The sequence below is a fragment of the Bacillus sp. FSL W8-0629 genome (genome assembly GCF_038593225.1).
In the GTDB taxonomy this organism is placed as follows: domain Bacteria; phylum Bacillota; class Bacilli; order Bacillales; family Bacillaceae; genus Bacillus; species Bacillus altitudinis.
Genome location: NZ_CP151975.1, coordinates 2,554,638 through 2,572,338 on the forward strand (window position 1 = coordinate 2,554,638; position 17,701 = coordinate 2,572,338).

The window sequence follows — 17,701 nt, forward strand, 5'->3', positions numbered from 1 at the left end:
TTCTTTGCTTATTCTTTGCTCAGTTTACTTTGCAGCTCTTTTATCTCGTCTTCCATTCCCTTGAGTCTAGTTTCAATAGACGAATTAAGATGCTCCGGCATGACGCTTCCCGTCCCGATGTTTACCGAACGAACCGCTTTTTCGGCCAGCATTTCATGTGTCACGGTTCCTGGTGCAGCTGATCCGCCACCACCTAAACTTACTTCCTCGCCGTCTTTAACGATTTTTCCGCCCGCAAATTCTAAAACACCACCGATAACAGTTCGATCTCCGCCGTCAGTGGTGTAATTTTTTGTCACTCGCATGACTTATTCACCTCTTTTTTATTTACTCGCTTATTGACAACTGGCCGTATACTACCGCTTCTTTGTCCCAAGCCACAACGTCTTCACGTTCAATCGCTCGTACTTTCGTTGTGTTTGTCTCAAACGATCCTGCCGCAAGATTCGTATAGTCGATAGATTGTTGCTGACGATCGAATAAGACAACTGCCTCTTTTAAATCACCAACAATTACAGGTGCTTTCCCTGCTTTTGTTTCTAAGACTTTGTTTGAGATCACCACCACACGACGACCAAACAGCATTTTGTTTGTTGGTTCAGAAGGAATATCTTTGAGTAGATATTTGCCGTCCGCATCTTTCAATTGATCAAGATAGTTAAATCCGTCTTGGTTTGTCATAATGATCGCACCGGCTGAAATGGCGGTATCTAACGTAACGTTTAAAGTCTTTTTAATGTCATCCAAACCTTTAAATTCAACCTTTTTTAAGTCATCAATGATTTTCAGAATAAGCGCATTTCTTGTCGCAACTGATTTTTTGACAAACCATTTCGCCACATACGTCATGATGGCCTGATCAGTATCTTGTAGCAATGTATTTGAAAGTGGTAAAAGCCCTGCATAATCGGTGATGCTATATGTTAATTTTTTAAACTTAGGCTGATCTGTTTTTGGAATTTCCGCCATTTCCTCGATGTCTTGGAACGGTGTCATGTCTGCATTTTTTTCAAGCATACGACTACCTGACCGGGTTGCAACCGGCTCGACCGTGACATATTGCTCAAGTTGATGTAATTGCTCCCGCTTTAATTCTTTAATGGTTCTTGAAATATCTTCAGGGATCAGGATTCCGCCATCTTCTTCGTTTTTTCCTGACATCGCTCTAAACTCAGGATTTTCTAGGAATTCACGTTCTTCATGTGTTAAGGATTTACCTCGAAGAGACTTCATGAACAACTTGGTGAATTTCTTTTGACGTTCTTCCTTATCCCCTTCGGCTCCTTTTCGTCCCTCAGGGTTACGTTCTAGCTCCGGCACAAAAGGACCAACGTTAGATATGTCAGGAACGTCAAGTGATCGTCCTTCTACCATCAATTCAATTTGATTCTTAAGCTCTTTCACTTCATCGAGAAGCTGGCGCGCTTCCTCTGTTTTTCCTTCCGCTAGTGCTTTATTAGCATCTTCTTTCTTTTGCGTAAACTGCTGACGTAATTCAATTTCTTTTTTAGACATTTTTATTTTTCCTCCTCATAGAACGCAAAAAAGCCTTACTCTGGAAGATCAAGGCTTAATAGTTCCAATTCAATTTTTAAAGTTTCATCTGTTGGTGTGCTTCGTTGTTCTTTCATTTCTTCTACTTTCTCTAAGCTGCGGGCACCTACCACAGCTTCGGTATCGCTATACGCTGGTGTCGTTACAAGAGATATGTCATAAATGCGGTGAATGTTGTTTATTCTTCGTTCGTATATGTCCTCGTTTTCGTTAATTCTCCATTCGTCGGGTTCGTCTCCGTTGTAATCCAACGAAAAGGCAAAAGAACATTGATTAATAACGCCGCTGCGTATATTCTCCATGAGATCGCGCGCATATGACGTGTCTGACGGTTTAAATCTGAATTTAAGACCTATGCCATCTATTTCGAGTTCAAGCCGTCCTGATTCCCCTGGAACGGTGTTTCTTGCTAGAGGAAAATCCTCACGATGGTTAAAAAGTGCAATGACGTTTGATAGATCGGTAGATTCTAAAGCGCTCCTGCTGATAATTTCTTTGAACCACCCCAAACGCTCGGACCATTTTTCAAACTTCAAAGCATAGCCTTCCACATATTCAGCTTGTCCCTCACCGTCGGAACGTATCTCAATTGGCGTCGTGAGCAGCCGCACTTCTTTTTCTTTACTCATTCTTGCTGTCACCTCCCTTCACGGTTGAACCAGCTTTAAGCCGCTGGTATTCTTCCATAAAGTCGAGAAACACATAATTCAAACTAGATAGATATTTTTCGCCATGTTCAATAGGGTTTCTCTCAATCAAGTCGCGAATCTCATTTTTATTTAAAAGACCCGCTTCACTCATGGTCTTAAAATACTCTGCTTGAGTTTTACTATCGCCGCGCAGCTCACTATCAACATTGAATTTTACATAATGACCCGCTTTTTGATCATTGTCAGTAAACAGCTTAATATTTAATTCTTGTTCAAAATTCACGATCCATGGTTGCAATGTGTTTTTTACGTATTCCAAGGATTGATGCTCAATGTTTGAAAATGTGGCTTTATCAAGCTCATTGAGTTTATGCAACGGAACTTTATATATCATTGCAATTTGAGCTTTGTTGAACTTCATCGACTCGACGAATTGGGCTTCTTGCAACGGCATGGCAATAGATTGATATTCTAGTCCATTATCAATAATGGCTATGTTTTCACCTTGGTTGACCCGCAGCCATTCTTTACGGACGTTCTCTTTTGGTTTTTCATCCAAGAAAGAAGGTACTTTTAGAATGCCTCGCGGCGTGGCTTCGTTTTTATATAGTTTTGCGTTATATTTTGTGGCAGCTGCTTGAGCGCCTATATGCTCTCTCACTACCCCAATAGGCGACTTACCGTGAATGCCATCCGTTGATAAACCTTTAAAATGCAGCACTTGGTGTTCATATAGTTCCATCGTTCTTCCGTTAACAGTGGTTTGGTACCAAAGCCTCCCTGAGTCGGGATGGATGTATGCTATTGTTGAATCCGGCCGCAACGGGTAAAGGTTTTCAGGGAAACCATGTGCCCCAAATTCAATCATCGAATAAGCATTTCCCCATGTGAGGACATGCGTCATCATCAGTTTTTTCCACACATAAGCAGTCATGTATGGATTCGGCCTTGCGTAGATTGCATAGGCAGATGGGTGATTAGGGTTTCTGTTGACTCCTTGACTCTCTTTTTTAAAAGTGTGTATCGGTAGCTTTGCGATGTCATCAGAAAGTACGTTAACACATGCGAAAATGTCCGGCTGCACAAGTGAATTGCTTTCACTCACTCTTTCACCGCTTGCCGTTTCTCGACCTCCGAATAGATTGATCAGCTGACTGAAACCGTCTATTGTTGTTGAGCTGGATCGTTTTTCAAAAAACTTATCTATAAACATTTATTTCACCTCTCTTTCTGCCGCGCATGATTTGACAGCAAGTAGGCATAAAACATAAAAAATACACCCGTCAGAAATAGACCGATGTTTGTATTTACCCGATACGCTGCCAGCAGAATAAAGATGCACCCTCCGATAAACAGCAAGTCGTTTAATATTGATTTCAGAAGTACAATGAATTTTTTCACTCTCTCACATCCTAAAAACTGAAATTTCCTGAAAAGTGTTCGTTTAAGTCAACGTTTGCACCCATATCGTGATACATTGCTCTTGCAAAAGCATTCATAACTGCTGCAGCTGGATCTATTCTTTGCGGTGATTTCGCTTTGTCTAACATGATGTTTTCTTGAGCATCTTGTTTAATGATCGCATTATTATACGCAAAAGTTAGAAGAGGATCGTTCCCATGAATGACCTTTCCCTCGTATACCTTTTGTCTGTAATCCTTTGTGGGTAAAGATAGATGCTGAATCCTTTGCGGCAGCTCAACCATATTAAATCCCTTACTCTCAAGCCGTTGTGCAAGGTGTAGCGCATTCCATTTGTCGTAAGCAGCTTCAATGACCCTTAATTTGTTGACGTGTGCAAATTCAATGATCCACCTTTCGACAAATTGATAGTCAACTGCCTCCCCTGGTGTGAATGTCATCCAACCTTGATCACGCCATAAATCATAAGGCACTTTATCAGTAGCCATTTTCTCTTTTGCCTTTTCCTCTGGAATGAAGGAATGCTGGCCGACATAATAAAAACCATCAAGAACGCCAACCCACCCGACAGAAGTCAAGTCCGTTGTCATAGATAAATCTAAACCAAGATAGATCGCCATTTCTTTTAGATCGGGTATTTCACCATGACAGGCCCGCCATTTAGACATTTTCATATATCCGTTGTCTTTTTGATCAACCCATCCATTCATGTTTTTTGTAAGGAAACTTCTCATCTTTTCAGGCACATCTAATGCAACTTTTAACGCTGCCCTTAGTGATTCCATCCCCTCCGGGTAAGTTGCGACTATCGGATTTGCCTTGATCCAGTTCGATTCATCCTTTATATCGTCTTGGGGATCAAGCTCACAGATCATAACAAAATAATCATCGTTTTCAATTTCAATGTCGGGATCAAGAATCTTAGAAACATACTGATACTCTTTAAAACACGGCCCGTTTAAGTTGAAACCTGCAGTAGTAATGATAATCATCAAAGGGCTACGACGGGCGACCATACCACTATCAATAACATCATATATTTCACTTGTTTCATGAGACATATATTCGTCAACTATCCCTAGTGATGGGTTTTTTCCGTCGCCAACTTTTCGGGCTTCACGGGATAACGGTTTGATAATTGAATTTGTCGCATATTTCGTGACCTGTCCGTTGGCGTCTGTGTATTTCCCCTCTAAAATAGGTGCGTGCTGTAGTTGCTCAAGGATTGCTTGATAGACTTCATCTGACTGCTCCCTTGACCAACCAGCAATAAACACACGATGTTTTTCCTTAGTGGGAAATATTTCATATGAAGCCATGATAGCCAGCAATTGTGATTTCGCATTTTTTCTCGCTAACTGAATATAAGCCTTTCTAAAACGCCTGGCACCATTGATCTTTTTGTAAAACCCATAGATATTAGCAGCCATGAATAGTTGAAAGTCTGTAAGCTCAATAGGTTTACCGGCCAATACGCCTTCAACATGGTTAAACTGTTTGGCCCATTCGTAAAAATCTAGGACTGCTTCCGCGTCAAAATAATAAGGGCAATCTTCATCTGCTAACCGCTCTACGTCTTCAATAAATCTTTGGACAGCCCACTTGTGTTTCTTGCCTGCTTTTATTTCCCCCGATTCGATCTTTTCGCAATATGACCATACACGCTCAATTAAAAGCTCTGCGGTCATTTCCTGCGTTAGCATTACATGCGACCTCCAAAGCGTTCTTCTTCTTTTGACTTCGGTTTCCCATCATCTTTTTTCGGAATGACAAGTTTGCAGCGAGAGGAAATGGTTAATCCTAAATCACTTGATGCTTGTCTGCATTGCTTAAACAGCTTGTCTTGATTTATAAGAAGATCACTGTAGGCAGCATTCGCAATTTCAAACTTTTCTCCCTCTGAATTTTCAGCAAGGGTTGTGATCGGCGTATCTAATATGATTTCTGTTATTTGTAGGTATTGTTTTCTTGCAAACAAAAAACGGGCAAGCGCATCAACATCTAAATTTGTCATAATTCCGATGTTTTTTAGCTCGTCCGCTATCTTTTTGAATTCTCTTTTTAAGTCTTTTGGTAAGTAAGAAGGAGCTTTCACTTTGTCATCTGGTGCCTTTATTTCTTGCTCTCTTCTTTCTGCAATCTCTTTCTTGGTAAGGTTTTTCTTCCCTTTCACTAGCAACAAGTCAACTGGTTGTCTCGGCCTTGCCATCCCCTCACCTCCTTCCGAATTTTCATTTAGGGAATTTCTCGCGATGTTGAGGGAGACGCGGTCTACGCCAAATCGTTTCTAGGGATTTAACCCCGGGGGGTGCCTTCAACTTCAATGCGAAGCTGATTCATTTCTCTTTCTAAATCTGCTCGTATTGAATCTATTTTCTTTTGGTGTTGATCAAGTAGGCTTTTGTTCCTCGTCATCCGAACAGCATTATATAGCTTACTGATCCTGCTTTGCTGCTTTCTGATTTCAGTGTTTGTATAGTAGGATGTGTACTCAGCTTTACACCCTGGACATACAAGAAAGTGACGTTTGATTCCACGGCCGATCTTCATAATCCTAGAACAGTATTTAACTATGAAGATTGTTCCGCAGTGATCACATGTGCATTTTTTATAATCCATTTCCAAACCCTCCATCTTCTTTAGCGGTCTTTCTGTTATGGCAGGACTCACACAGCGGCTGCCAGTTAGAAGAATCCCAAAACAGTTTCTTATCTCCCTTATGCGGTTTGATATGGTCCACTACTGTAGCGGCAATACGTTTGCCTTGTAGCATACAAGACTGACACAAAGGATGCTTTCTTAAATAGCCTTCACGCGCTTTACGCCATCGGCTGTTATACCCACGGCGAGACGATGATTCACGGTGCAGATCATATAACGGCTTCGATGTCTTATGCTGCTGGCAATATCCTTCGCGCGTTAGTTGAGGGCATCCAGGTTCATTGCATGGTTTCAATGATTTTTTCACAATTATGCCTCCCCAAAATAAAAAGCACCCCGAAGGATGCTTGAAAATTATTCTTCTCTTTTAATTACCAATAACTGCATCATTTCACTAAATGTATTTGTGTAAATGGCAAATACCTCAAATGAATTCAACTCTCTACCTTGTTTGATTTCTTCTTTTATTCTTTTCCATTCGGATTTCAAGATTGTTTGCTGATTGACATCTACAGATCTGAGTATGTCTGTTAATACTTCAATATCTATATTTTCACCTTCAAATAAAAGCATAACTAACTCTTGAGAAAGTTCGTTCAATGTATTGGCACTAACTTCTTGTGGATTTAACAATAACCTAATATGTGTTTTAGTTTTCTCTAGTAAGTGATATTTATCTAATAAGTTATCTGACCCTGTTCCTGTGATCTTACGACGATTTACATCTAAATAAATCTCATTAGTTAAAGTATTAAATTCAACAAACTTTTCTCTTAAGTTATTTAACCATTCTATTCTTTGTTTGACTAAAGCATCAACTATAGCATTTCGAGATGCATTCTTATATGTAATCCAGGCAGTTAAACCAACACCTAACAAAGCTATCAATGCACTTACAATAGCAATTATCATCGTGAGTTGTGTATTTCTTGAAGCCGTTTCTGCTGCTATTCTCGCTGCTTCAATATATTGATTTTCATTAGACATATTATCCCTCCCTTATATTTATCGGAAAGGATGTAAACCTTTTGATAAAAAGCGACCTCCGCAAAGGAAGTCGCTCTCAATTTATCACCTAATACCATCATAACTACTCTCAGACAAAATGCTTTGCCAAGATCGTGCCAAAAGTGTGCCATTTTATAAATATTGTGGCGGGACATTCTTGATATATTTTACGTCAACAACTTTGCTATTATCGTATGTATAAATAACTCCACTTTCCCTCAAATAGGGTAATATAAATTTTATATCAGCAATATTAAAAGAATTATACACTTCATCAAGAAAAGCACTATAATCTTCTGTATCGCTTTCTGGAAAAGTGGCTTTAACCCATTTCCTAAACTTCAAAATACTTTTCTTTTTTTGAATGCTATTACTATCTTTTGTTGATCCCATATCAATTTTTTTGAACCGTTGATTGATTTCGTTGTATTTATTATTTAATTTTAAATGGATTTCTTTTAATTGTTCATTTGAAATTGTCCCTTGTACTTCAAATTCTTCTTTTAATACGTTCTCTGTAAAGTTCTTTAATTCAGACGTATTATTTTTCATAGTATTCTTTAAATCATCAACCTTTTCCAATGCTAATAATAGTTCTGTTATTTTTTCTTGTGCTAATTCTTGAAAATCCGTTAATTTCTTAGCAGTTTCTTTGATTTCAGTGATTGATTGTCTTTGACCAGCAACATCAGCTAATGTCATAAAAATAGCTATAACTCCTAGAACAATAGAAATTCCTGTGGCCATTACATTTACTTGATTCCCTGCATCCTCATTACCTCCAAATACATATACTAATATTGAAACAATTATTAAAAGTGCAATAATACAAATGTATACAAAATGCAAAACATTTACTTTTTCTTTCACCATTAATCTCCAATCTTTTTTAAGAACATTATATAACTGGATATATCATTTATCCACACAATTCACCAATTCACCATATCTAATATTGTGTCTAACTCAGGGAAACGCTGAATCTTTTGCCCCTCTTGCTTTTCAGCCATTTCCTTAAAATCAGTTGGACATTTTCTCATTTTGGCGAGCTGATCTAAAAAGCAAAATTAAGACTCACCTTTTACTAAACAGGTGAGTCCATAAATTTATCTTTACTAAAGCAAATATGATATTTTATTCCATAGTGAGCAAATATATAATATTTCTAGAATCGATATGGTATACTTGATTTTTTAATCTCATCAGATGAAATATCAATATCCACTAATTTGAGAAATTTGCGAAGCCCTTCCAAATTAATATCCATATTGTTTTTTGGTCCAATACTTACACCTAAAACAGCTTTTTTATCAAATTTCGATTCTATATAAGGAATAAAAGTCCCATTCGATATTCTACATTGATAGGTTTCTATATTTCTGATAGCTAACCTAAACTCTTCTTCCTGTGCAAAGCAAACATCTTTAAAAAATATAGAGATATAATTTACTAACTCTAAACTGCCAAGCAAAATTGTCGCATAAGTTCTTTCTGAGAGCTCTTTATAAATTTCAGCAAAGTCAGTTGCTGAAACCTTTTCTTTTGAGATCTTTTCGGCAGTTTTTTTTAAAACTTCTTCTAAATCAACTGCTGAAGCGTCATTTTGTAATATCTCTGCTATTGCCTCGTCCAAAATCACTTCTAAATCAGCTGCTGGAGCTTCTGTTTTATTATCTGATGGCGATTTAGCTAAAACTTCATTGAAATCAACTGATTTTCCATTAAGAGTTCTTATGGTATAAAACATACTAATTAATACGGGTTCTAATAGCTTTTTTTGCTGAGTAATATCATAATTTACTTGTGAAACAATCACATTCAATCCAGCCTTTTTAAAGCTGGCAGTTAGCTTATTTAAATCAAGCTTAATACAATATCCATCATTTTTTGAATAATTTGACCATAGTAAATTTGAATCTGGGTTGGTGCTAAAGGAAAGTGAATAACAATTCTTTTTTTCCTGTTCAAAATACAAAGTAATTAACATGTCATAATCCCTCATGATAGATTCTGTTTCACTTTCACTTAATCCATATTTTTCACAAAAGGAAAACATTATTTCTCTGCTTAACCCTAAAGTATATTTTATTTCATTCATATCATTTAAGAAGTCAATATGAGAAATCCAAAAAGCCTTATTTTCAAGAATCCCCTTAAAACCATGAATATCTGTATAATGATATATTTCTCTTGGTTTCTTTTTACTAGATATAAATGGTCCAAAAATTTGTTCAAGAAATTCATACTCAACCGTCAAAATTATTCACCACTCCTAATATTATTAATTACTATTAATATAAACTTTTGGAAATTTTAATCAAGGATAAATATTGGGTGAATATTAAGTTCTTACCTTTAGATTCAAATTATTTTGAGTCCTTAATTTCATATCCCAAAATTGTCCATCGTTTTGTCCATTGTATCCTGGGTGATTCCGATATATCTCAATGTAATATCCGGACTTGAGTGATTGAACATTTCTTGCAATAAAGCAACATCCTTGAATTTCTTATAATGCCAGTAACCGAATGTCTTCCTTAGTGTATGTGTGCCTATATTTTCAAGGCCAACATACTCAGCTGCCTCTCTCAAAATGATATATGCACTACTACGACTAATTGGCTTGTTTAGTCCCTCTCTGCTTCTAAATACATACTCTTGATCATCACGATCTTTAATATATTGATCTAGTGCTTTCCGAAGCGTCTTGTTTATCTTGATTCTTTTTTCTTTGCCTGTCTTCTTCTCCCTTAAAGACACATATTGTTTCTTAACGTCTTTGACACGTAATTGAAGAAGATCAGATATTCTCAAGCCTAAATTGATCCCGGCCACAAAAAGCAGCAGGTTTCGTTTATTCCGCTCTCCAAGATATTTTTTTATATAATGGATCTGATCAAGATCCCTGATCGGCTGAACAAAATTCATGATTTATCCCCCTGCTTGTACACTTCTTCTCTCAAAGCAAAGGCCAGTCTATAATATGCTTTATTTTTAACACGATAATAATTCCTTTGGCTGAGCCCCATTTCAGCGTAAATCTCGTAATCATACATTTCTTCATCCTGCATATAGAGCATAACTAAAATGCGGCGCTCTTTTTGCGTAAGACGATTGATTGCACGCTGAATCCGTTTCATGAATTGTTCACGTTCTATTTCCCAATCCATTTTTTTTAGAGCTGCTTCTTCTGTGGTTGAGTGGAACTGATTTGAAAAACTCGGTGGCGTAATGGTGTATGTTGTTGTGATCTTCGGAAGAAAGTCTTCAGGTGTTTGAAGCCTTAACATTTTATACTTTTCTAACATTCTTTCCATCTTTGCTCTAGTTTTTTCCTCGTCGATTTGCGGAATGTCTAAACTTGTTTGATTCATGATAATTCCCCCTTTATTTTCTGCGCATGGCCCCGCCTTTGGCTCTTCTCAGTCTTTGCATGTTTTGCCCCATGAGTTCACGTATCTCTCTTTCTGTAAGCTCCTGCGGCTGTTTTTTCGGTTTATCCTTCTTCATGTTCATCCTCCGTTCAGACAAAAAGAAAACGGACACCAACCAGCACCCTTAAAAGGTGTTGATCAGTGTCCGCAGGCTCTCCGTCTTGGACTTATTCAATGTCATGTACAATTTTTTCAAGTAAAAAAGTGCCTTGCATTAAATTTATTGCTTCTTCAACTTTATTTAATTGCTGAACATCATCGTCAAATAGGTCCCTATGCTTTTTATAGATAAAAAACTCTTCCGAACAACAAGTTGTTGGATCACGCAAAGGGTCTTTTTCCCCAAATCCCAAACATACAGTCCCCACATGTGGTTCTCTTTCACACTTTTGCCACTCTTCCAAAGCCGGAAAAGTGTGCCGACTAGATTGATTAGTTTTCAGCCATAAACAACAAGTACTTACATATTTCAGTTGCTCTAAGATATGGTCATCTCGATTATCATTATGTTTATATTTAAGTTCCGATGAAACAAGTGCTCTTAGAGATACTACTAGTACCATCAACTTTACAATTTTTCTGACACGCTCGACATCATTTTCATTATTATATAAATTAATTAATGGTCCAACAATTTGCGAATTAGTATCAAAGGCGATTCGATCCAAGATCTGTTTGTCACTATTAACAGAATCATACTCCTTAAAGTTTTCAATTTGACCAAAATAGAGCCCCGTCAGTCGATTTACTTCATAATCTTTTAGTGCTTCTTCAATGGCATGTCTGTTTTCAATAATAGTTCCATTAATCGCTTTGATTATCGCTTGAACTCTTTGATCATCTTGTTTAACCTTTTCTCTTTCTAGGTATGCATTAACAACAGCAACAATTAATTCGGTAATTCCCACTATTTTTTCCTCCTTTAGTCATTTAGAAATATTATTAGACTAAATGAGAGAAATATTAGTTTTTCAAATGTAATCTCTCCTTTTTAAGACAATCAAGTAACCAATTGCTCTCAATCGGTAATAATAATCGTCAGGATGTCCGTGCCATTTTACTCCTTATCCAAATGTTGCTTCCGGCTCTTCATCCGGCGTCACTTGATCTTCTTCCCACTCAATATCAAGGTCGAGCTTCACACCATTTTGATTTAATCTCATTAGCAAAATTTCAAATTCGTTCAGATATTTAAGAGATTTCAATTCGTTACTTGTTCGATAGTTAATACCCCATTCCTTATCTCTTTTATACAGAGAAATTGATATCTCGAAATTCATATCTTCGTCATGCTCACATTCAAAAAATATTGTGGCGTGTTCAAAAACACTCCAAGATCTGTCCTCGTTACGCTCAACTTGAACACTAACTTCAACCGCTTCATACTCTGGTCCATCATCAAATTCAACTTCAAGGCCGTCAGTTTCTACTTTCTTCGCTACATACTCTTTCCAATTTTCATAAAGATCGGACAGCTTAATTGTTTTTTCTTTTTCTTCAATCATTAAATTCTTGAAGTTCTCAAGCAGTGTTCGGTTATCAAATGACGCTTCTTTTATCGTTTCGACTAGCACATGATCCAGTTTGGTGATGTATTCTGAGTAATCGTAAGTTTCAAGGTAAGGAACAATTACACTTTTCAACTTGTTTTCAATGACTTTCCTTGCTTCTCCACCGTATGAAGAAAACAGGTCTTCAAGCGCTTTTGAAACGCCTTGTTTCAATTGCTCTGCGATAAGATTTTCAACGATTCCATTTTCTAATTGTTGTGCAATAACATCTTTAATATTTTTTTCAAGGTTCATTATTTTTTCCTCCTAAGTCGTTCCTCAAATTTATTTTCAAAATACGAACACAAGTTCTATTTTATAGTGTATAATACTTTTATTCTTGTAAAAAGGTGGTGAATTCAATGGCTAAAAATAAATCTGAAAATCTTTTAATTACTTTTCTAGCCTCAGTTTGTATCACGATGATTGTATTAAAATTAGTTCCAACACTAGCAGGGAAATAAATCCCTGCTTCTTTATTGTCCAAGTCCCCCCATCAACCCAGCGACAGCAATGATCCCCATGAAAGCCAGCAGCGTGAAGATAACAGGCCCGTTTGACCCACGCTTTGTCATGACTACATTTCCTTCGATGATCAAATCAGGACAGTAATCAGCAAGCACCGGCACGAAAAATTTCGGCACGCCTATATATGCAGCTGCATCATCTATTGTCATTGCTTGGTTTTTGCAGGCTTTGACAGCCTGTGAAAGCTCGACATGTTTAGGTAAGTTCATGGTATTTCCTCCCCCGCAGGGGATGAACCCCTGCTATCGTTTAGTTTTATAACTGAAATCAAATCTAACTCTGTCAAAACTTCCTTTAATCGTTTCAATGATTGTGTGACCGTGTTCGGGAGCCTCTATGTAATGCGCTGTGTTGTTGATCCCGTCCAGCACGATCACTTGTACCTTGCCTTGTTCAACTAATGTTGTGAAAGGCTCGTTTTTTGTTAATGAGATAGTCTGCGGTCTATTCACAATCTTCACTCCAATGTGATATAATTAAGGTTCCTAAGCTTAATTACTCACATTGAACTGATGTGAATTCTTACCGCTGAGACTCGACGGATTGATCTGTGCGCTGCCAACGCCAGTCTTTACGTCTGAGTCTCTTTTTATATGGTTTTGGTGGGTGTTGCTGCCTATATGCTGCCAGTTCATCCGCTGACATAACCCACGCTTTCACTGGACCTGCTTTGTATGGGTTCGCTGCTTTTTCCAATGTGTTCACCTCCATTTATTCATCCCTTTGAGGAACGTTGAGATTATAGATTCTTTCTAGCTCGTCGTCAGTCAGTTTCTCGCAATATTCCCGCCCATAAGCCCCGTTTGTAAGACTCAACCACTCGATCAAAAATTCTCTCTCTGCAACTGTCATCACTTAATGCCTCCCCTCTTTTTGAGGTGGCGCACGGCTGCTGTCTTTAGCTGTTTAGGACAATCTTCATATCTAGCAATGACTTCCAGTTGGCGTGCTGTCGCTTTTTCAAATGGCAACAGGATGCTTTTTCTTTTCATGCTTGTCTTCCTTTCCAAAAACTCCACCTTTACGTGGTTCGATCTTTCCCAACTCTGCTTGATCAAGTATCAGCAACAGGATGTCATCGACATTGCGGACCAAACGATTTGCGATGTGTCTGATCGGTTCATGGTCCTGCCACATTTGTCTAAATAAAATGATGTCTTTTTCATCCCATATGAAATCGCTGTGCGGGCAAGCGTAGTAAACCGGTTGTTGTTCAAACAGCTTGCGTAAATCTCTTTTTTTGTAGCTCATTGTGCATTTTTTGATATACATAGGCTCGTTTGCGCCGACACCGTTCGGACGCTCCTTGACCTTTCCTCTTTTTGAAAAATCAATCATCAGCAACAATACTTCTTCTGCCGGACGGTTAAATAACTCCGCCATTTCAACGACCGATCTTCCTTCGTACCAATAATCAAGAAAACGTTTAAGACCTACGATCGTCCATTCAAAATTGACATGATCCAAAATGATTCTAGTGACACTCACTTTGCAATTTCCTTTCTGCGACCGACCTCTTTATGTACAACGTGCACAGATGTCGTCAAATTCTTTTCTACGAGCCAATAAAGTGGGTTTAACCCATTTACCACTAAAATCTTCCTTTCGGCTCTCGTGGGCTTTCTACCGCCTTTTTTCATGTTCGTTCCTCCTTGTGTTTTTCATACTCATTCAGACTTGCTTGCAGCCGATCTATTAAACTATCAACCTTCTCGGAAGTGATGATACTGTTCATGCTTACACTCCTTTAGAACGGCAATGCTTCTTTACGCTTGTCCGATGTGTCTTTAAAAATGATGTACTGCTGTTTTTGGGTGATGCGTGATACTAGCTTGCTGTCATACATTTGATACAGCTTTTCGCTAGTGAGGTTTGTTGTATAGATGGTCACTTTATCCTGCCGAGCAGATGTAACTTTGTAGATGAGACGATGAATGAAATCGCTGGCTTTACTATCCGAATGTTCTGACCCTGTTTCTGCACCGATGTCATCTATCACGAGAAAATCGGCTTCTCCCATCAACTGTGTCACATATGCTTCTGTGTACTTACTCTCTTTGTTACTGAATGAATCTTTAATTGCCGTAGCAGCATCTTCCATATTGATGAACAAACAGGATCGACCGTTGTCTTTAGGGTTGTCGGGATCAGGAGGAACATTAAGTTCTCTAAGTGCTGCATATGCAAGATGACTCTTCCCCACTCCTGGATGTCCCTGCAAAAAGATGTTGAACACCTCACCTTGTTGCAAGTGTTTAACAAGATCCATCATGCGGTTTTTATTCTTTGTCTCTTCTGTTTCAGATACATCGTAATTATCAAACGTTGCTCGTGAGACAGTTCGATCCCTGAACATACTGCGCTTTTCCAACGTGTTAAATTTCTTCTGACGCTGGCTATATTCAATTTGACTTTCTAAGTCTTTTTGCAATTTCTTTGACTCTTTTTCCAGTTCACATCGAGGGCAAATAACTTTCCCATTCATCACCATCATTCGGACAGGTTTTACAACATCTTCACTGCCACGAGTGTATTTATGCTTATTACAGTAATCAGAATGGAAGGTCATTTTGTCGGTTATGACTTCGGCTGCCGCCTTTATGCTGCGCACGCTTTATCACCTCATCACTGTTGTTTAAGTAACCTTCGAATTTTGTCCCAAAAAGTGTTTCGGGACGAAGGAATTTATTCATATCAGGGTTATCACGCCATTCAAAGCATTTTGCTAAGATGACCTTTTTAAAATCATCGAATCTGAATCCCTCGTTCCATCTTGCTTTTATTAGTTGCTGCGTCTTTGGTGTGGTGTGACGATAATTTTTCTTTGACATTTGATTGAGAAGGTCAGTTATGAGTTTGAATGGGATTTCAGGTTCATCCGCTGTCGGGTTTCCCGACAATATATCTTTATTCTTCTTTCTTACTTCTTCTTTCTTACTTCTTCTTTCTTGTTCGTTACTTTGCGTTACTGTAACGTCACATGTAACGTTACTGTTAGTGTCTAGAACAAGAGCCTTCTGCTTTTCTCTATGTTTGGCCACTCGTTTCCTAGTGTCTTCCCTGATCTTTTCGAGGGCATCTAAATTTTGATGCTTCTCCCAATTACATATACTGATATAATTCTGTTCATTAATTTCTATCATGCCAAATTTCCTGAATGTATCTAAAGCCATACGAACAATTCCTAATGGTCTTCCAAAGATATGCGCTAACATTTCGTCTGTGTAAGGCACGTTTTCGCTTAGATAAATAAAACCAGATGCGTTAGTTTTTCCTGCTTGAGCAAGTAATTTAACCCATATAATCAACAGAGTGTCAGATTCAGGCATTTGTTCAATGAGTTTAATTTTTTCATCATCGAACATCTGGGTGCTTAGTTTCACCCATTTGACTTCCCCCATCTTCAAAAGCCTCCTAATGTTTTTTATGAATAGTTTTTCTCATTAAAGCTTGTCCTTTTAAAAAAGGTGAAACAAAAGTTTCAAGCCTCTTTATTTTTTTTGTTCTTCTCTTTTTTTACTGGTGTGTAATAAGGCGCCACAGCCTCAGTAAAAAGTTTTTCTCTGTCTTCTGTTCCAAAGAAAACTTCTCCGAGAAAAAGGTTGCTTTTCCTCTTTTGCTTTTTCTTGGCCATAAAGATCACCTCGAAACATAATATGCAATGTGGACAATAGGACTGCCCTTTGAATTATGATTACTATAGGAAGCACTCATTTTAAAAAAAATAAGCCGGTGGCAAATTTAATTTTTCACTTAGTTGAACTAAAGAAGAGTGCGACGGGTTAGCTTTCCCTTTTTCCAATTTACAAATATAAGAGCTAGAAAACCCTGTAACCAAGCCAAATTGACGTTGAGTTTCATTTCTCTCTGACCTTAGTTTTTGAATCTTTTCTGCAAAAGTTGAAGTTTCATGGTCCATCGTTTTCACCCCCTAAATGCTTCTTATAGGAAGCACAAGTAAAATATACCATCCTTCTGCTTTTAGTGCAACCATAAATTTCACAAATGTTTCTTATAGGAATCTTAAACATGGTATAATTAATACTGGTGTTACTAATCAGTGGCGTTAAATCGAGGTGACTTTATTTTATGGATAACAAGAAAAATGAGTTAATCGGAATAAACTTAAAAAGACTAAGACAAGAGCATAAACCAAAACTGTCTATTAGAAAGCTTGCTCAAGAAGTTGGCTTAAGTAACGGCTATTTATCAAAACTTGAAACGGGCAAAATCAAGAGCCCCTCTTTGGAATCTTTGACAAAACTTGCAGATTTTTTCAATGTTGATCCCACTTACTTTGTAACTGATCCGAGGGACATTGAAAAAATGGGTAAAGAAGCTGAGAAAGTAGTTTTCGCGAAAGAACTAACTCTTGAGAATATCCAAAATGCAAACATTATAGATGCAGATGGCAAACAAATAACAGATGATGAGCGTAATTTCATGCTAGATGCCCTTAAAAATTACAGAGCTTCTAAGGCTAAATTTTTAGAAGATGATTCACCTGAAGAGGATTGATTTTGATCTTCTTTTTTTGTTGCTTCTATGATATCCATTAATTCTTCATATTTTATAACCATTTCTTTTCCCTCCAAAGAACAATCATTCTATATATGTTTTAATCCGCATTGGATATATTTATGAAAATTTCCTGTTTTCGTATTTTTTGAAAACAGGAAACTTCCCCAGAAAACACGAAAGACGATACCAGATTACAGGTAGCGTCTTTTTCATATCTTATATTTACATTCCAGGTCTTACATCTTTTGTTTCATATACTGTTTCTGGGTTGTTAGTGATAAGTGAGTGAATTTCCGAAACAACTATTGTTGCTCCTAGTGTAACTGTTAAAACAATTACATTGAAACGTTTAGTCATGTATAGCACCCCCTAA

General features: G+C 37.7%; 29 protein-coding genes. 1 reads left to right on the plus strand and 28 read right to left on the minus strand.

The window, feature by feature from the left end; all coding sequences use genetic code 11:
- Positions 1-8: 8 nt before the first annotated feature.
- The 27 genes from NSQ17_RS13200 to NSQ17_RS13330 all read right to left on the minus strand — a co-directional run bounded on the left by NSQ17_RS13200 (position 9) and on the right by NSQ17_RS13330 (position 16,726).
- Complete coding sequence (locus tag NSQ17_RS13200) at positions 9-305, minus strand: hypothetical protein (protein ID WP_342467497.1); 297 nt, start codon at positions 303-305, stop codon at positions 9-11.
- Positions 306-327: 22 nt separating this feature from the next.
- A complete protein-coding gene (locus tag NSQ17_RS13205) occupies positions 328-1,515 on the minus strand; it encodes a phage major capsid protein (protein ID WP_342467498.1) in 1,188 nt (395 codons plus the stop codon).
- 35 nt (positions 1,516-1,550) lie between these two features.
- A complete protein-coding gene (locus NSQ17_RS13210; protein WP_342467499.1) occupies positions 1,551-2,183 on the minus strand; it encodes an HK97 family phage prohead protease in 633 nt (210 codons plus the stop codon).
- On the minus strand, positions 2,176-3,417 hold the full coding sequence (locus NSQ17_RS13215; RefSeq protein ID WP_342467500.1) for a phage portal protein: 1,242 nt from the start codon (positions 3,415-3,417) through the stop codon (positions 2,176-2,178). The genes NSQ17_RS13210 and NSQ17_RS13215 overlap by 8 nt, the downstream gene beginning before the upstream one ends.
- 5 nt (positions 3,418-3,422) lie before the next feature.
- On the minus strand, positions 3,423-3,605 hold the full coding sequence (locus tag NSQ17_RS13220) for a hypothetical protein (RefSeq protein WP_251190870.1): 183 nt from the start codon (positions 3,603-3,605) through the stop codon (positions 3,423-3,425).
- 11 nt (positions 3,606-3,616) lie between these two features.
- Positions 3,617-5,329, minus strand: a complete 1,713-nt coding sequence (locus NSQ17_RS13225; protein WP_251210908.1) for a terminase TerL endonuclease subunit — start codon at positions 5,327-5,329, stop codon at positions 3,617-3,619.
- A complete protein-coding gene (locus NSQ17_RS13230) occupies positions 5,329-5,835 on the minus strand; it encodes a phage terminase small subunit P27 family (RefSeq protein WP_342467501.1) in 507 nt (168 codons plus the stop codon). The genes NSQ17_RS13225 and NSQ17_RS13230 overlap by 1 nt, the downstream gene beginning before the upstream one ends.
- A gap of 399 nt (positions 5,836-6,234) precedes the next feature.
- The gene (locus tag NSQ17_RS13235) at positions 6,235-6,594 is read right to left on the minus strand and encodes an HNH endonuclease (RefSeq protein WP_342467502.1); all 360 of its coding nucleotides are present in this window, start codon (positions 6,592-6,594) and stop codon (positions 6,235-6,237) included.
- A 47-nt stretch (positions 6,595-6,641) separates the two neighbouring features.
- Complete coding sequence (locus NSQ17_RS13240; RefSeq protein ID WP_342467503.1) at positions 6,642-7,274, minus strand: hypothetical protein; 633 nt, start codon at positions 7,272-7,274, stop codon at positions 6,642-6,644.
- Between the two features lie 153 nt (positions 7,275-7,427).
- Positions 7,428-8,165, minus strand: coding sequence for a hypothetical protein (locus NSQ17_RS13245; protein ID WP_342467504.1), 738 nt, complete (start codon positions 8,163-8,165; stop codon positions 7,428-7,430).
- A 295-nt stretch (positions 8,166-8,460) separates the two neighbouring features.
- Positions 8,461-9,552, minus strand: a complete 1,092-nt coding sequence (locus tag NSQ17_RS13250; RefSeq protein WP_342467505.1) for a DUF2971 domain-containing protein — start codon at positions 9,550-9,552, stop codon at positions 8,461-8,463.
- A gap of 128 nt (positions 9,553-9,680) precedes the next feature.
- Positions 9,681-10,223 carry a site-specific integrase gene (locus NSQ17_RS13255; RefSeq protein WP_342467506.1) on the minus strand — a complete coding sequence of 181 codons (543 nt, stop codon included), beginning with the start codon at positions 10,221-10,223 and terminating at the stop codon, positions 9,681-9,683.
- A complete protein-coding gene (locus tag NSQ17_RS13260; RefSeq protein ID WP_342467507.1) occupies positions 10,220-10,669 on the minus strand; it encodes an ArpU family phage packaging/lysis transcriptional regulator in 450 nt (149 codons plus the stop codon). Before NSQ17_RS13260 ends, NSQ17_RS13255 begins: the two co-directional genes overlap by 4 nt.
- A 13-nt stretch (positions 10,670-10,682) precedes the next feature.
- Positions 10,683-10,805 carry a hypothetical protein gene (locus NSQ17_RS13265; protein WP_342467508.1) on the minus strand — a complete coding sequence of 41 codons (123 nt, stop codon included), beginning with the start codon at positions 10,803-10,805 and terminating at the stop codon, positions 10,683-10,685.
- A gap of 91 nt (positions 10,806-10,896) precedes the next feature.
- Positions 10,897-11,637: a hypothetical protein gene (locus NSQ17_RS13270; protein ID WP_342467509.1), complete on the minus strand. Its 741-nt coding sequence runs from the start codon at positions 11,635-11,637 to the stop codon at positions 10,897-10,899.
- Positions 11,638-11,793: 156 nt separating this feature from the next.
- Positions 11,794-12,534 (minus strand): hypothetical protein, encoded by a 741-nt coding sequence (locus NSQ17_RS13275; RefSeq protein ID WP_342467510.1) that lies wholly within the window; start codon positions 12,532-12,534, stop codon positions 11,794-11,796.
- 79 nt (positions 12,535-12,613) lie between these two features.
- Positions 12,614-12,766, minus strand: coding sequence for a hypothetical protein (locus tag NSQ17_RS13280; protein WP_186437305.1), 153 nt, complete (start codon positions 12,764-12,766; stop codon positions 12,614-12,616).
- The gene (locus NSQ17_RS13285) at positions 12,756-13,016 is read right to left on the minus strand and encodes a hypothetical protein (protein ID WP_342467511.1); all 261 of its coding nucleotides are present in this window, start codon (positions 13,014-13,016) and stop codon (positions 12,756-12,758) included. Before NSQ17_RS13285 ends, NSQ17_RS13280 begins: the two co-directional genes overlap by 11 nt.
- A 33-nt stretch (positions 13,017-13,049) precedes the next feature.
- Positions 13,050-13,259: an XtrA/YqaO family protein gene (locus tag NSQ17_RS13290; protein ID WP_035701916.1), complete on the minus strand. Its 210-nt coding sequence runs from the start codon at positions 13,257-13,259 to the stop codon at positions 13,050-13,052.
- A gap of 70 nt (positions 13,260-13,329) precedes the next feature.
- Complete coding sequence (locus tag NSQ17_RS13295) at positions 13,330-13,503, minus strand: hypothetical protein (protein WP_342467512.1); 174 nt, start codon at positions 13,501-13,503, stop codon at positions 13,330-13,332.
- Positions 13,504-13,518: 15 nt separating this feature from the next.
- Entirely contained in the window at positions 13,519-13,659 is a 141-nt protein-coding gene (locus tag NSQ17_RS13300; RefSeq protein WP_142395349.1) for a BH0509 family protein, read from the minus strand.
- Positions 13,660-13,767: 108 nt separating this feature from the next.
- Complete coding sequence (locus NSQ17_RS13305) at positions 13,768-14,295, minus strand: hypothetical protein (RefSeq protein ID WP_342467513.1); 528 nt, start codon at positions 14,293-14,295, stop codon at positions 13,768-13,770.
- A complete protein-coding gene (locus tag NSQ17_RS13310) occupies positions 14,292-14,447 on the minus strand; it encodes a hypothetical protein (RefSeq protein WP_167550613.1) in 156 nt (51 codons plus the stop codon). Before NSQ17_RS13310 ends, NSQ17_RS13305 begins: the two co-directional genes overlap by 4 nt.
- A gap of 107 nt (positions 14,448-14,554) precedes the next feature.
- Entirely contained in the window at positions 14,555-15,418 is an 864-nt protein-coding gene (locus NSQ17_RS13315) for an AAA family ATPase (RefSeq protein WP_342467514.1), read from the minus strand.
- Entirely contained in the window at positions 15,360-16,208 is an 849-nt protein-coding gene (locus NSQ17_RS13320; protein ID WP_342467515.1) for a phage replisome organizer N-terminal domain-containing protein, read from the minus strand. Before NSQ17_RS13320 ends, NSQ17_RS13315 begins: the two co-directional genes overlap by 59 nt.
- Positions 16,209-16,288: 80 nt before the next feature.
- On the minus strand, positions 16,289-16,441 hold the full coding sequence (locus NSQ17_RS13325; protein ID WP_169738191.1) for a hypothetical protein: 153 nt from the start codon (positions 16,439-16,441) through the stop codon (positions 16,289-16,291).
- 81 nt (positions 16,442-16,522) lie between these two features.
- Positions 16,523-16,726 carry a helix-turn-helix transcriptional regulator gene (locus NSQ17_RS13330; protein WP_342467516.1) on the minus strand — a complete coding sequence of 68 codons (204 nt, stop codon included), beginning with the start codon at positions 16,724-16,726 and terminating at the stop codon, positions 16,523-16,525.
- A gap of 170 nt (positions 16,727-16,896) precedes the next feature.
- Here NSQ17_RS13330 and NSQ17_RS13335 point away from each other — a divergent pair, with 170 nt between their 5' ends.
- Complete coding sequence (locus NSQ17_RS13335) at positions 16,897-17,325, plus strand: helix-turn-helix transcriptional regulator (RefSeq protein ID WP_342467517.1); 429 nt, start codon at positions 16,897-16,899, stop codon at positions 17,323-17,325.
- Between the two features lie 225 nt (positions 17,326-17,550).
- Here NSQ17_RS13335 and NSQ17_RS13340 read toward each other — a convergent pair whose 3' ends face one another.
- Entirely contained in the window at positions 17,551-17,685 is a 135-nt protein-coding gene (locus NSQ17_RS13340; protein ID WP_260858150.1) for a hypothetical protein, read from the minus strand.
- Positions 17,686-17,701: the final 16 nt, after the last annotated feature.